Source organism: Pedobacter frigoris (genome assembly GCF_032678645.1).
Taxonomy (GTDB): domain Bacteria; phylum Bacteroidota; class Bacteroidia; order Sphingobacteriales; family Sphingobacteriaceae; genus Pedobacter; species Pedobacter frigoris_A.
The window spans coordinates 757001-771325 of sequence record NZ_JAVTSP010000001.1 but is presented as its reverse complement, the minus strand read 5'-3'; the positions used below and the strand labels follow the sequence as shown (position 1 = coordinate 771325).

The window sequence follows — 14325 nt, the reverse complement described above, 5'->3', positions numbered from 1 at the left end:
GCAATACCAACCTCATAAACCACTTGCTAAGGGTAGCAACTATAGGCACGACAAGGAGATCATTTAAATACCATTGTATCAGGTTTGGAAAAATATAACCAGCCTTGTTCATGATGTAAACAAAAAGTGAAATCAAAGAAAAAGACCAGAATAATGTTAGATTAAGCATGATTTTAAATCTTAGCCGGTATGTAGAATAATAATAGCAATAATGATTAGAATAAAGCCGATAAACACGTTTGTTGCGAAATTCGAAACCTTCCTTACATAAGGGTTTTGCTTTGCTAATCTGGCATTTTCAAGCTCCTCTTCGGCTTTTCTGGTTTCTTCCAGTACCTTTAGCCTGGTGATTTTTTCTTCCTCAATTAATTGATCACAATTTTTGCAGCGATCATGCAATTTTCCTTCCCACTCCGTCCATTGTTTGCAATGTGGACACTTAATTTCAAGTCTTCCCATAACTATATTTAACCTAAAAATTCATGCGCAAAAATCGGGCATCGCAGCTCTTTTTAAAAGAGCGTTAATTCGGCTAAAGTGGTCGAAAGCACGGTTGTTTAATTTTTCAAAAGCCATTTATTGCGTGTAGTGAGGAATCGATAATGGTGAACTGGAAATTTTATCTATTTTTATCTCGATTAAATTATCTCAACAACGATGGGAACAAAGACTGTTATTCCTGAGTTTAGCCTTTTGGAAATTGTAACATCTGAATTGAAAGATCAGGAGAAAACGGAGCTTGATTATTTCGTAGCTTCTTTCTCTTCTCCAATGCAGTTGAGCAAATTCCCGCATCGTGCTTCCTATTTCGGCATTGCGGTATGTACCAGGGGAAGTGCGACTTTATTTGCCAATTTAGAACAATACCATCTTTCACCCGGTTCCCTGATTGCAATGGAACCAGGTGTCATTAGAAGTTGGGATGCGCAGTCTGATGGCTATGCAGAGGAAGTTTTGTTCTTTACAGGCCCTTTTCTTTTAGAAACTATTAAACAACTTGACTTGCTAAAGGGCTTTAGGTTCTTTCAGCATGAAACACTAAAGGTTATCCAAATAAATAACGAAGAAGTCAGCCTTGTCAATGGCCTTTTACAGGATATTAAAAAAAGAACCAATTCTCCCAACCACTATAAAAATGAGATCATCAGAAGTTATATAAATATTGTTTTGCATGAAGTAGCAGGCCTTTATGATAGATATGATCGTGAGGAATTTGTGAGATCAAATATCCAATCAACAATGGTTATGCGGTTTAAGCAACTACTAGTTCAAAAACATCTTCAACTTCGGACAGTTAACGGATATGCCGAACTGTTAAATGTAACGCCTAAACACCTTAGTGAAACCGTAAAGGCAACTACAGGAAAAACAGCACGGGATTGGATTCATCACATTATCATTCTCGAATCAAAGGCAAAACTAAAACAGACATCGTTAAGCATCACTCAAATAGCAGATGCGCTAAATTTCAGCGATGCTTCTTTATTTGGTAAATATTTTAAACGTTATGCCGGATATTCTCCCGCTTCATACAGAAAGCGACTGGCTCAGCAGGAAGATGTAGTTTAAGAGAAGTTTTGTATGAGATTTTAATTTGTTTAACTATCTTTATTACAAATAGTTAACGTTAATCTAAATTACATCTCATGAGGGCTAAATCAGATCTCGTTTCCGGATACACTGTATACGCGATATCCGGTGTCAACACCATTTCATTTGCTATTGATTTTCGACAAGCGGATACCGCCGGACTGCTTGGTTTTGCCGTCGAGCGGCTAGATCAGCAGTCGGGCAACAGGCGGTATATTAAAGGGTACAAAGTATTCAAGGAAATTATTCCAGATCCGAATGAAGATACGGTGGTGAGTACCGAAGATCATCCGGTACAGAGTTTTGTATGGGACGATTTTACCTGTAAGGAGAATTCCAGGTATACCTATTGGTTTCATCCGATTAAGGGAACACCAAACGCATTAGATAGATCTGCCGAACCTATTGCGGTGGAGATCAGTACTGAACCACTTTTTAGCGATCAGGAACACGATGTCTTTTTCAACAGGGGAGTGGCGAGTAGTCAGGCATACCGGATAAGGTTCAATAACCTTGGGCCAAAAGATATACAGGACCCTGCAAAAAAACAGGAAGCCCTTGATTGGCTCAGCAGGGAATTGGATGAGGCGATGTTTGCCTTTATAGATCGATGCGTAGAAGGGGATGAGCTTTATTGTTGCTTTTACGAATTCAGGTATAGTCCGCTTCTGGATAAGCTAAAATCGGCACTGGAAAGAAGAGTTAAGGTCAAGATCATCATTGATGCTAAAGACAATTCAAGTTATGATACTAAAAAACAGAAAGATGTAGAAGCTTTCCCCTGGAGAGACAATATCCGTTTTATAGAGGCTGCAGAAATCCCCATGTCCGCGATTATTGAACGCAAGGCTAACAAAAGTAACATCCAACACAACAAGTTTATGGTCTACAAACCTGTTGGAGCAGTTGCCAAGGAGGTTTGGACCGGATCTACAAATATCTCCGATGGTGGCATTCACGGGCAGACCAACGTTGGCCACTGGGTCAGAAATGAAGCCGTTGCGAAAAAGTTCTTAGCCTATTGGGATATACTGTCTGCCGATCCAGGTGCGCAGGCGGGAGATGATAAAAACACCGGCATGGCCAAAAACAAAGAACTGAAGCTTGCGGTAGAGAAACTTCAGCCAAATTTCAAATACAGCCGTCTGGAGGATATTGCGGAGGGTATAACCACAGTGTTTAGTCCGCGCCGCGGACCAGATGTATTGGAAAGTTATGTGAAGATGTTGGATAGTGCACGGAGCGTTTCCTGCATTACACTTGCTTTTGGTATCAATAAGTTGTTCAAAGAAGCCGTGTTGGACAACGATGCGACGTCGGCGGTTACTTTTTTCTTGCTGGAAAAAGAGGACGCTGCGACAGAGAAGAACAAATCAACATTTGTGAAGATCGGCTACAGACAGAATGTTTATCAGGCCTTTGGAAACTATCTCAAGGACTCCCTTTATCAGTGGGCAAAGGAGATTTCTCCGCAGAAATTAGGGGTGAACAAACATGTTTCCTACATTCACTCTAAGTTTTTGCTAGTCGATCCTTTAAGTAGTGATCCACTGGTGGTTACGGGCTCCGCTAATTTTAGTACGGCATCTACGAATAGTAACGACGAAAACATGCTCATCATCCGTGGGAATATGCGCGTTGCAGATATCTATTTTACCGAATACAATCGAATCTTCAATCATTATTATTTTAGGTCGGTCTATAACAAGGTTAAAAAAAATGCAGCTTCTAAAAGTCAGAGCCCATTTTTGGATACAACCGGGGTTTGGCTGGAAAAATATGAGTCGGGTACTTTTAGGTATAAGAGAGTGATGGCGTATGTATCTATGCAGGGGTTTGGTTAGAAAGGTTAGCGTTTTTTACATAACCGATCAGGTTGGACTTTTTGGAGTGTGAGAGAAGCTTTGCAAAAGCTTTAGGATCAGATATTGACCAATCCGGTATACACGCTATCCGAAGTTGCCGTTCTATCCGTATTCACAAAGGCAATATACGTCTCTACCGAGCCGACCCTCATTTCTGCTGGAATCTCCAAAACCATACTACCGGCGGCTCTGTTGACCCCTCCGAGTATATACACCGCATTGCCCGTAGCAGGGTAATACGCCATTAACATCACCTGATCCCAGTCAGACTGCTGCGGTTGTAGCTGATCTGTAAACCAACTGAATAACAAACCCTCGGGATCCAGAATCACAGTCGGCAACTGAGCAGGGAGCAAAGAGCCTTTAGAAAGCAAAGCCTTGCTGTAGTCCAGCTCTACTATAGAACCTACAATTTTGATAGCGTGCTTCTTGTGATAAGACATGGCGAGGTGATAAGCAGAACTCTTTTTCAGTTTAGCCTCTGGCAACCAACCCACTCGCAGAAATTTCAAGACCGACTTCACGAAGAAAGTAGCCAGGGCCATCTCGCGTCTACAATACTGTTGGTCATCACTAGGATCCGTAGTGATCTCGCCCTTCGAGCGTACATAAGTCTTGTCATTCACTTGATAGAAGACCAGACTGCCGACCTTGCCGCTGTAGTTACCGAAAATGCCATTATTTACTCTTGCCATGATTTTTAAAGTGTCAATAGTCCAACATATATACTGTTACTTACCTTTCTGTACTTTGCCGAGCGGAGGCTCATGTAGCAATGGATTTTGCCATAGGCAAAAGGCTCCGGCAACTGCAAAGCGTAGCTACAGGCGCTGCGCTTTACCGTATCTACACTGGCCATGGGCAAGTTCTGGTCTTCATTGTAGACCATAAAGCTAGCCAGGTCATCATAATCGCAATGGCTGGTCAAAGCCCATTTGTACAAGACAGAGCCCGACGCGAAAGATACAAGCGGATTGAAAGGCGCTTCCAAACTGCCTTTGCTGTATAAAAAAGCCCGATAGTCCAGCTTGTATTCAGTGCCATCATCTACCAGGGCATGCTCAAAATTGTAAGACAGGGCTTGCGTGAAGGCGTTGCCTTTTTTAAAAGCGTACTTGAAACCTGTAGCGATGAGTGCTTTTAGCGGTTGCTGAAATTCAAACATATAGTTGAATTTTTCGTTGTGGTAGTTCTGGGCATCTGTTCTAGGGATATTGCTAGAGTGATGCAGTCCGGTGATGACGTTCTGCCCTTTTACACGGCGACCTGTGAGCGGACCAGTTTTTTGTTGGAAGCCACCGAAGATTCCGTTTTTTAGAATTCCCATTTCGGTTAGGTTTAAGAGGTTGTTATTTGGTTGTTTTTATTTGGTATCTTGTTGATTTGTAGTAGATAACGGAATAAAGCTAAATCATAGTTTTCAGAACTGCAATAGTGAAGGGGCTGTCTAAGGATAAGTTGACAACAATTGACAACAATTGATCTTTTTTTTTTATGCAAAACTCCGGTGAAAGTCCACAGAAATTCAGGAGAAAGCCTAGAAAGATTGCGACGAATTTGCGATTGATATTCGACTCCTCTTCGATATTGCTTCGATTAAAATCGAAATTTAGACGGATAGAGAGGGAAGATATAAGGAAGTTTTTCCAGAATTTTTAGGCTGTTTGTGGGAAGCTTTTGGAGAGATACTTATGACTACTAAATAACTATCTTAAAATGGTGTATTTCCTTAACCTCTTTTTCTTTTGTAATTAATAACACGGACACTGTCTGTCATGGTTTAGAACAAGCCTACTATTTTAGACATCTTCTTATAGGCATCAGGATTGGGCGGGTTTTTAATAGATTTATGAGGAGGTTGGAATTGGTAACTACCCGTGTCGCTATTTATTTTGTATTGGACCTTGATGATGCCCAGATCTGTGGCCGCCATATTATCAACTCCCGGGTCTTCCCTTTTGGATACACCTGCTTGTATTATTTTATTAAGGATGGTATCTAGCCCAGAGCTATTAATTTGATACTTGTTGTAAGGGCTTTTGCGGGGTTCCGGTGGATAAAAGCTAAAACTGCGCTTGGTAATGTAATAGAGGGCGCGGTATTGCCCTTTATTGTAAGTGATGATGGTGTGGTTGCCGTGCCCCATGCTCAATTCACTAAGTCTTATTTCAATTTCATTAGCAGAATGGCTAATGTTCAATAGTCTCGTAAATCCAGTTGATTCGTCGAATTCCGGGCAATCGCAGGACTTTACAAACTTCTTCCATTTGCGGACTTGTGCAGGAGTTTGCGCAAGAATTGCAGTAGAAAAGAGCAGGGCTAGGAGCGTGAGCAGGTATAGTTTCGAGTTCGTTAACATAGGTTCAATGGTTGACTAAATATAGGATTATCTAGACTTTCTGCGCGAGACAAAATGTTGCCAAATTTCTTCATGGACTGTTTGTCTATGAAGATGCCGTTCTTGTTATTCATTTGGATCCAGTCGATAATATCCAGCTCTTCATCCGTTTACTTACTTCATTTTGCATTTTTGATCTTGTATTAATGGTTTGTAATAAAGATCAGAAATATCAAACTTAGGAACTTTTATTTGGATGCTTACGAAAGCATCTTAATCAAAATATTATTTTAGTTTTTTAGTTGTTTAAATAAACTTCATATTTACGATATATTAGATTAATTGCTTTCGGTTTGCTATTATTTTTAGTAATTTGTAGGCGCTTGATCTATAATTAATAATCGACTTAAAAATAATGCTTCAAATAAAAAACAAACAGTTAACGTTTATTGATCTTTTCGCAGGCTTAGGAGGATTTCATTTGGCCTTGGCTGGTTTAGGGCACAAATGTGTCTTTGCAAGTGAATTAAATGAAGACCTGAGAGCTCTTTATAAAAACAATCATGATACTGATATTTCAGGAGATATAAATCTTGTAAAGGTCAGCCAAATTCCTAAGCATGATGTACTATGTGCAGGTTTTCCATGTCAGCCATTTTCTAAAGCTGGGGCTCAAATGGGATTGTCAGATCCTACTAACGGAAATCTTTTTTATAAAATCATGGAAATTGTTAACTTTCATAAACCAACTTATATTTTCCTTGAAAACGTCGCAAATTTAAGAGGTCATGATAATGGCAATACTTGGAAAATAATTTACGAAAGTCTTTCGAAGCTTTATGATGTAAGAGAGCAGGTAATTTCCCCTCATCAATTTGGCGTTGCGCAACATAGGTCTAGGATATATATAGTTTGTAAATTGAAATCTGAAGGAGGATTGTCTTATTTTCAGTTTCCTGAAAAGGAAATTCATGAAAAAATAAGTATTTTAGATATAATAGAGGAGGGAGCAACTGAATATATGTCATTGAGGCCAAATACACTCAATCACTTAGGTGTGTGGCAAAAGTTTTTGGACAATTTGACACCCGAGGAAGCACCAAGCTTTCCAATTTGGGCGATGGAATTTGGTGCTACATATCCTTATGAAGGTATAGCACCTATAAAACAAGAATTTGAGACCCTAAAAAAATATAAAGGAAAGTTTGGTTGTGACATCGAGGGTCATTCGATGGATGATTTATTAGAATGCCTGCCTATATACTCTCAATCGGAGCCTAAGGATAATAAGTCTGACTTTCCTGATTGGAAAAAGACATATATTCGGCAAAATCGGGCTTTTTATGAAAAACATAAAGCTTGGTTAGACATATGGATTCTTAAGATACAGCAGTTTGAAAATAGCCATCAGAAGTTCGAATGGAATTGCGGAACAAAAGTTACTTTGACGATAAATGATAAAATAGTTCAATTTAGACCCTCTGGAATCCGGGTAAAATTGCCTACCTATTCACCGGCATTAGTTCTAACCAGTACTCAAATACCAATTTTTCCTTGGCTAGAGAGATATATGACTAAAAAAGAAGCTGCAAGAATTCAATGTATGGACGATCTTAAAGAACTTCCAGTTACTATGACTAAAGCATTTAAGGCACTGGGAAATGCTGTAAATGTATGTGTCGTTTCGAAAATTGCTAGAAATTTAATTCAGTAATATGGATAATATTCAGTCTGTTTCAATAAAATTTAGGCCGGGAACCTATGGGGTCTTTAGGAACTTACAAAATAAGGTTTGGTATGCGGTTGGAGAGTATGTTGATAATGCTGTACAAAGTTATGAAAATAACAAAGAGAAGTTTTATAAAATAGATCAGAATTATCAATTTGAGATTAGAATTACAGTTGATTGGGAGAAGGATGAAATGGTAATAAGCGATAATGCTGCGGGAATTAATTCCCATGACTTTATCAGAGCATTCGAGCCTGCAAATATTCCCATAGATAATACTGGATTGCATGAATTCGGTATGGGAATGAAAACTGCATCTATTTGGCTATCCAATATTTGGATTTTAAGAACGGCAGCTATCGGTGAGGTTGTTGAAAGAACGGTGGTTTTTGACTTAAATAAGGTTTTAGATGAAGAGAAGGAAATTTTAGATGTCCTTACAACGAATAAAGAGGCCAATTTGCATTTTACCGAGATTACCCTAAAAGAATTATCTTCAAACGCGCCGACAATTCATCAAATGACAAAATTGAGAAGTCATTTGTCCAGTATTTACAGGAAGTTTATTCGAAGTGGTCAATTGATTTTGATAGTTAATGATGAAATTTTAGAATATGATGATCCTGAAATTCTTATTGCGCCAATTTATACTGAACCAAATGGCACTGACATCACTTGGAAAAAGGAAATAGATTTTCGACTTGGAAAATATAGAGTAGCTGGTTTTGTTGGGTTGCTTAGAGAGCTTTCGACTTCAAAGTATAACGGGTTGTCTTTATTCAGAAGAGGCAGAGTTATAGAAGGTAGCCATGATGAGAAATATACACCAAAAATTCTTTTTGGACAAGTAGGTTCATTCAGGTATAAACGTTTATTTGGAGAACTCGAGTTGGAAGGTTTTGAAGTTAGTTTCAACAAAGGCTCTTTCCAAGAGCAGGGTGATATGGAAGCGTTAATGGAATCTCTGAAAATCGAATTATCAGGTCGCGAATTTAATCTTTTGAAGCAAGCTGATGAGTACAGAAAGCCTAAACAATTGGAGGAAAAAGTTGAGGTTGCTAAACAATTAGTGGCATCGCTAGGAAAAGAGGAAAGGGCCGAGTCATTAAGTCATAAAATCGATATCTCAATACAGGAAATTGAGAACCATTCTATAAATGAGCAGAACATTCAACTTTCTCAGAAAGCTAATATCCTGGATATTCATAAAGATTCCTACGAAATAAAAGGCGTAAAATATCTATTGAAGATGGAACTTATAAATGAGCCTGAAATTTCTTACCTGTATGAAATGGAGGTTGAAGATAATAATATGTTTCAAAAGACAGCGTCCTACAAAATAAATCTTAGTCATCCATTGTTTTCTAGATTTGAACATCAATTCAATGAGGAGGAGGATTTTAAGCCGATTATTTTAATTATTAGATCCTTAGTTATCGCTGAGATATATGCACCTTCCCAAGGCACAAAGAATGCAGGTAATGTTAGAATGAATTTCAATACTTTTCTTAGACACTTATAGTATTATGAAAAAAATAGAAATACTACCCATAGTTGCTAATAGCTTTAAAATAGTTCAGGGCTTCCACACCACCAGTTTGCTAGACCGCTTTACGAAACTTAATACTAATGAGAGACAGAATTTAGTTAGAGAAACAATCAAGATCTTATCAAATTGTAATAACCCCACAAACGATATTGCAAATGCTAAAAGTACGAGTGGTATAGTTATAGGATACGTGCAAAGTGGCAAGACAATGTCCTTCACAACTCTTACCGCCTTGGCAATAGATAATGGCTTTAGGATTATTATTTATTTTGCTGGTATAAAGAATAACCTTTTAGAGCAAACTACAAAACGGTTGAAAAAGGATTTGTTAACTGATTCTGAAAACGCGAGGAGCTTTAAAGTTTATCAAAGTCCTACATTAGATGAGAATGTTCATCTGAAAATTAAGGGCGCGTTAGGTTTGCAGCATAAACCAGCTATTTTAATAACGGTTCTGAAGCACTACAAACACATTAAAGAGCTAACAGATATTTTCAATACCTATGATGTAAAGGAAGCACTGGGAAACAGCGGGGTTATGATTATTGACGACGAAGCTGACCAAGCAAGTTTGAACACTTATGCAAGAAAAAATAGTAAATCGGAAGACTGGGAAGACGATGAATACAGTTCTACTTATTCCAGCATATTACAATTAAAAGACGCGATACCAAATCATTCTTATTTACAATATACTGCCACTCCTCAAGCTCCGCTTTTAATAAATATATTAGACTTACTTTCGCCTAAATTTCACGTAGTATTAACACCTGGGGATGGTTACACTGGAGGAAAGATTTTTTTTAAAGAGAATACTGATTTAATACTTAAAATTCCCGATCAAGAAGTTTATCATCACAAAAACAACAAGTTAACCGATTGTCCTCAAAGTTTGATTGATGCCTTGCAGTTATTTCTGATGGGAGTAGCTGTTGTAGTCAACATACAAGGAAAGGAAAACTTTCTATCAATGTTGATCCATGCAGATCGGGAACAGGATGCAAGTCGTATTTTTCATAAATGGGTGAAAGACTTGTTAGACAATTGGCAAGAAAGATTGAATAAGTTGAAAACAAATGACCCCAGCAGACAGGAACTAGTAGCGGAGTTTATGAATCTATATCCTGAAGCGACTAAATTGATTGAAAATCCTCCATCTTTTGATGAAGTAATTAATAGTGTTGTTCAAGTCACATTGGACTATAATATCGAATTAGTAATTAGCAAAAGCTCTACCGGGAAACAAAAGAAAACATCGGAAATCGATTGGAGTAATGCTTCAGCGCATATATTAGTAGGAGCTGAGATGTTAAATCGTGGTTACACTGTAGAAGGTTTAGCTGTATCTTATATGCCGCGAAATACTATAAGTAAATCTAATGCGGATACCATTCAGCAACGATGTCGATTCTTTGGTTATAAGCAGCAATATCTTGCTTCCTGTAGAGTTTTTCTCCCTGGAACTGCGATTAATGAATATGTAGAATATGTTGAACATGAAGAGATTCTGAGAGCAGAGCTAAAAACTAAGAGTCTAGAAGAATGTGAACAATTGCTAATACTCAGTAGCATTATGAATCCAACTCGGAATAATATTTTATCAGTTGATTTAGTGAAAAATAAAATGAGCGGGTGGAGACAGTTTAATGCACTTCAACACATTGAGGAAAATACTTACTTTATGACCAGATTTTTGAGTGAGCATCACTTTACAAACTTCAAGGATTATGGCACGAATGATCGAAACCACAGATACATAAAATTAGAGATTGATAGCATAATAGAGTTCCTAAGAGACTTCAAAATTGCCAATATGCCAGATGCGTTAAGAAAATCTTCCACTATTCAGTACTTAAGATACCTTAAGGATAATAGGGAGGTAAAGTATGGTTATATATTTGAAATGGCTTACGCAGTTGATAAAGGACGGGAGAGGGCTTTAATACAGGAGAACTCATCATATAAAATCAGTAATATTTTTTCAGGACGATCGACGAGTGGTTCACAAACGTACGTTGGTGATAGAGAAATTTTATTTAAAGATTTTTTATGCATTCAGATTCATAAAATTAGGCTAAAACATGACTCAATGAAATGGGGAAATAAAGTTGTCTATACATTGGGAGTTTATTATCCTGAAGAATTATCTCATTCGTTTGTTGGTATTGCAAAAATATAAATATGGCAATCCTAAGTAAAGAATTTGAAAAACTTATTGCCGAAAACTCTACTCAGTCCGAAGCTTATTTGGTGACAGATATTCCGAAATTTCAGCAGCACAAGTTGGGAATATCTGAATTTGGTTTGCCGTCGTTTTTTATTCTCTGTGATAAGGTTGATGAATCTTGTATGGACTATCGATTAGAAATGATAGATATTCAATCTGGAAGAAATTGTCAATTATTGATAGATAGTAAAGAAAAAATAACTGGAGTTTACACAATTATTTCTTTGAAAAGTGATATGTTACAAGTTTTAGATTATTTTTTAGATGCTATATTTCTTTTGATTACTAATTTACCATTGACTGTTAAATCCAAGGAGTTGGGTAGTGAACTGGAAAGATTGGCTAGGCTTTTTAATAAATTTTCATTACCCGCAACTAATACGATTCAAGGGCTATGGGCTGAATTATTAATAATCGAGTTGTCGAAAAATCCAATCTACCTAGTGAACTCTTGGCATTATAAATCAAATGACAAATATGACTTTAATGACGGAGTCGATAAAATAGAGATAAAAAGTACTTCTGGGGAAAGAAGAGTTCATAATTTCTCTCTAGATCAGCTAAATCCGAATGTTAACTCAAATTTGGTTATTTCTTCCGTACTGGTGAAAAGAACTGGCTATGGGAAGAGCGTTTTTGAACTGACTAGAAGTATAGAAAGAAGACTTTTAAATAATGAAGACATCTTGAGATTTAGAGAGATGGTTGCTTCAACTTTGGGAGTAGATTTTTATAGTGCTTCTGAGGTCTTTTATGACTACCAATTTGCTGTAGATAACTTAGCGCATTACGATTATCAGTCTATCCCACGTATTAAATCGATTGATATACCACGCTCAGTAACAAATGTGAAGTTTAGTTGTGATCTAACTGGACTGGATGAATTCAGTATAGGTTCATTGGATTCCAAGTTGATCAATTGCCTAATGAAAATTTAATTTAGTGGAGATTATCGTAGGTTTTCTTTACTAATTCAAACCATTCACTGAAACTTAGCTCGTAGCCTTTTTTGCTATAAAATTCGCTGCACGAATTGACTGCTTCCAGAATTCTGTTTTCTTTTAATAATGGAATTATATCTGCTAAAATCCGAGGATCCTCCAATTTATCAAGTTTAGGACTCGATAAAATCTCATCTAAATTATTTAAATGTTTTTGATCTGAATATAATAAATCGTGATGCTTGAAAAAAGTAGAAAGCAAGTTTGGTTTAAATGCAATAAATTTTCCGCCACTTTTCAACATACCAAATGCAAACTTTGAATCATCTGTTTTTGATTGAATTGAAGTTCTAGAGTACAACGAAACATTTTTTCTCGCATTAAGTCTTTCCTTAATTTCACCTGGTTCCCAATTTACAAAGACGTCGTGCTTTGGATCATAACCCAGTACTATAAAAGGAGTGTCTGAATTCATTATAGCATCATAATGGTTACTTGAGGGAAGTTGTATTCTACTTACATCTGGAGAATCTTTGAAATATGCAGGTGTCAGATATTTCAAAAAAATGAAATAGTCAATTCCAGTTATTTTGATTGTAAAAGGATTTAGGTCGGTTTGTTTATATTCGAATTCACATTTAAGTGATGAAATAAAAATGGATTTAAGATTTTTTCTTGAGAGATCTGTCATTTGATTAAAATATTGCAATATAATACAATAATTTTGATTTATTTAAATCAACTATATTTCATCAATAATCGAGCTGTAATGTGTAGTTCTAATATTTGTTTTGGACCATTCGTCTTCTATTTCTACTATTTCTTGTAACGTCTTTCCCGTTCGATTTATGTAATTTAGAAGCAACTCAGATGCTTTTTTTCCATTTATGAGGATAATAGGTAATTGGTCATCTTTTATTTCTTCCTGTGCTTTTCTTGTGAAAGTGTCCAATGTCACAACTACACCAATGTATCCTCTAGTCATTCTTGAAGCAACCCTCGTTAATCTTTCTCCTGATATGGGACTTTTATATCGTTTTGATTGACCAAGCACGATTAATGAATTGCTTGAAAATGCATCATGTCCAATGTCAAGCCTACCAACAAAATCAACTCCTCTGTCACTAGATCCCGCGGTTATCCATCCCCTGGAGTAAGTAGAATTCTCAAAGTAAAGTTCTGTAATGAATGATGCAAGAGCTTCAAATCGTATTCCATCCTTGGATGGGTCTGGATAATACACGTTTAAAAGATCATTGATAATTTTTTTGTTTTGGATCGGCATATTTTTTTGCTCCTGCTCATCGATAATTCTATACGATTTTATATTTAATCTTATTTGGCTAATGATTTCATTCCCTTTTTCTACCCATAATTTCCAATTAGTTGGTGCGTGTTTTAGAGAGCTAATATCATCAAGCGTACTATTTCTCCGATCATCGATCCATTTCCAGTCGAATTCCTCTTCAGGCGTTAAAGAAATCAATGTTACTTCAAACTGATAATTTGAAAAGACTTGGTTTGTTTTTTTCTCATACTGCTGTACTAATTTTGGGCTTTGGTTAATTAATCCGACGCCAATAAATTGACGATATCCAGTTCTTCCTTTTAGTTTGACAGTTTTTGTTATAATAATAGGTGGGGCCTTTAGCCTGTCAATTTTGCTCTTTGAGGAATAAAGATTTATTAATTCTAGAACTTTTCTGTTACCTCTTGCTTCATGTGCAGCGAAATTTGAACTTTTATTATCTCCATTATATATCACACGGCCCGCGGACTGAAAAATTAGATCTCGCCAAGGTGTCTGTTCTTGATCCTCTTTGTAATGATTGGTATGAAAAACAATCAAGGGAGTTCTATCTAATGCTTTTTTGAAAAATTCAATTCCTTTTGCAGTATTAAGGGGAACACCTAACGTACCAGCTGTTAAATAATTCCATTGCGTAAATTCCTCATCAGCATTGTTAGAAAAGATTTGGTTAAGTTTAATTTTCATTAAATATTTAATGTTTATTCCCAAAATACTGATAAATCATGTAAGAATTTGATTTTCTTTTCATATATCATAATTGTGAACTCATTGAGA

At 36.8% G+C, this 14325-nt stretch carries 12 protein-coding genes; 6 read left to right on the top strand and 6 right to left on the bottom strand.

Features of this window, described 5'->3' with window-relative positions; all coding sequences use genetic code 11:
* Positions 1-180: 180 nt before the first annotated feature.
* A complete protein-coding gene (locus R2Q78_RS03390; RefSeq protein WP_316788879.1) occupies positions 181-459 on the bottom strand; it encodes a hypothetical protein in 279 nt (92 codons plus the stop codon).
* Positions 460-657: 198 nt separating this feature from the next.
* On the opposite strand from R2Q78_RS03390, the gene R2Q78_RS03385 reads away from it, so the two are divergent.
* Positions 658-1569, top strand: coding sequence for a helix-turn-helix transcriptional regulator (locus tag R2Q78_RS03385; RefSeq protein ID WP_316788877.1), 912 nt, complete (start codon positions 658-660; stop codon positions 1567-1569).
* A gap of 77 nt (positions 1570-1646) precedes the next feature.
* Positions 1647-3434, top strand: a complete 1788-nt coding sequence (locus tag R2Q78_RS03380; RefSeq protein ID WP_316788875.1) for a phospholipase D-like domain-containing protein — start codon at positions 1647-1649, stop codon at positions 3432-3434.
* A gap of 77 nt (positions 3435-3511) precedes the next feature.
* On the opposite strand, the gene R2Q78_RS03375 is transcribed toward R2Q78_RS03380, so the two are convergent.
* From R2Q78_RS03375 to R2Q78_RS03365, 3 genes are all read right to left on the bottom strand, one after another.
* Complete coding sequence (locus R2Q78_RS03375; protein ID WP_316788874.1) at positions 3512-4150, bottom strand: DUF6266 family protein; 639 nt, start codon at positions 4148-4150, stop codon at positions 3512-3514.
* A 5-nt stretch (positions 4151-4155) separates the two neighbouring features.
* Positions 4156-4782: a DUF6266 family protein gene (locus tag R2Q78_RS03370; protein ID WP_316788872.1), complete on the bottom strand. Its 627-nt coding sequence runs from the start codon at positions 4780-4782 to the stop codon at positions 4156-4158.
* A gap of 453 nt (positions 4783-5235) precedes the next feature.
* On the bottom strand, positions 5236-5814 hold the full coding sequence (locus R2Q78_RS03365) for a hypothetical protein (protein ID WP_316788871.1): 579 nt from the start codon (positions 5812-5814) through the stop codon (positions 5236-5238).
* Between the two features lie 394 nt (positions 5815-6208).
* Between R2Q78_RS03365 and dcm the strand changes: the two genes are divergently transcribed.
* The 4 genes from dcm to R2Q78_RS03345 are packed head-to-tail and all read left to right on the top strand — an operon-like array spanning position 6209 to position 12236.
* Positions 6209-7507 (top strand): DNA (cytosine-5-)-methyltransferase, encoded by a 1299-nt coding sequence (gene dcm, locus R2Q78_RS03360; protein WP_316788868.1) that lies wholly within the window; start codon positions 6209-6211, stop codon positions 7505-7507.
* A gap of 1 nt (position 7508) precedes the next feature.
* Positions 7509-9044, top strand: coding sequence for an ATP-binding protein (locus tag R2Q78_RS03355; RefSeq protein ID WP_316788866.1), 1536 nt, complete (start codon positions 7509-7511; stop codon positions 9042-9044).
* A gap of 4 nt (positions 9045-9048) precedes the next feature.
* Positions 9049-11250 (top strand): Z1 domain-containing protein, encoded by a 2202-nt coding sequence (locus tag R2Q78_RS03350; protein ID WP_316788864.1) that lies wholly within the window; start codon positions 9049-9051, stop codon positions 11248-11250.
* Positions 11251-11252: 2 nt separating this feature from the next.
* Positions 11253-12236, top strand: coding sequence for a PD-(D/E)XK motif protein (locus R2Q78_RS03345; RefSeq protein WP_316788862.1), 984 nt, complete (start codon positions 11253-11255; stop codon positions 12234-12236).
* Position 12237: 1 nt separating this feature from the next.
* On the opposite strand, the gene R2Q78_RS03340 is transcribed toward R2Q78_RS03345, so the two are convergent.
* Both R2Q78_RS03340 and R2Q78_RS03335 read right to left on the bottom strand, forming a co-directional pair.
* A complete protein-coding gene (locus R2Q78_RS03340) occupies positions 12238-12930 on the bottom strand; it encodes a hypothetical protein (RefSeq protein WP_316788861.1) in 693 nt (230 codons plus the stop codon).
* A gap of 51 nt (positions 12931-12981) precedes the next feature.
* Positions 12982-14235, bottom strand: coding sequence for a restriction endonuclease (locus R2Q78_RS03335; RefSeq protein WP_316788858.1), 1254 nt, complete (start codon positions 14233-14235; stop codon positions 12982-12984).
* Between the last annotated feature and the right edge of the window lie 90 nt (positions 14236-14325).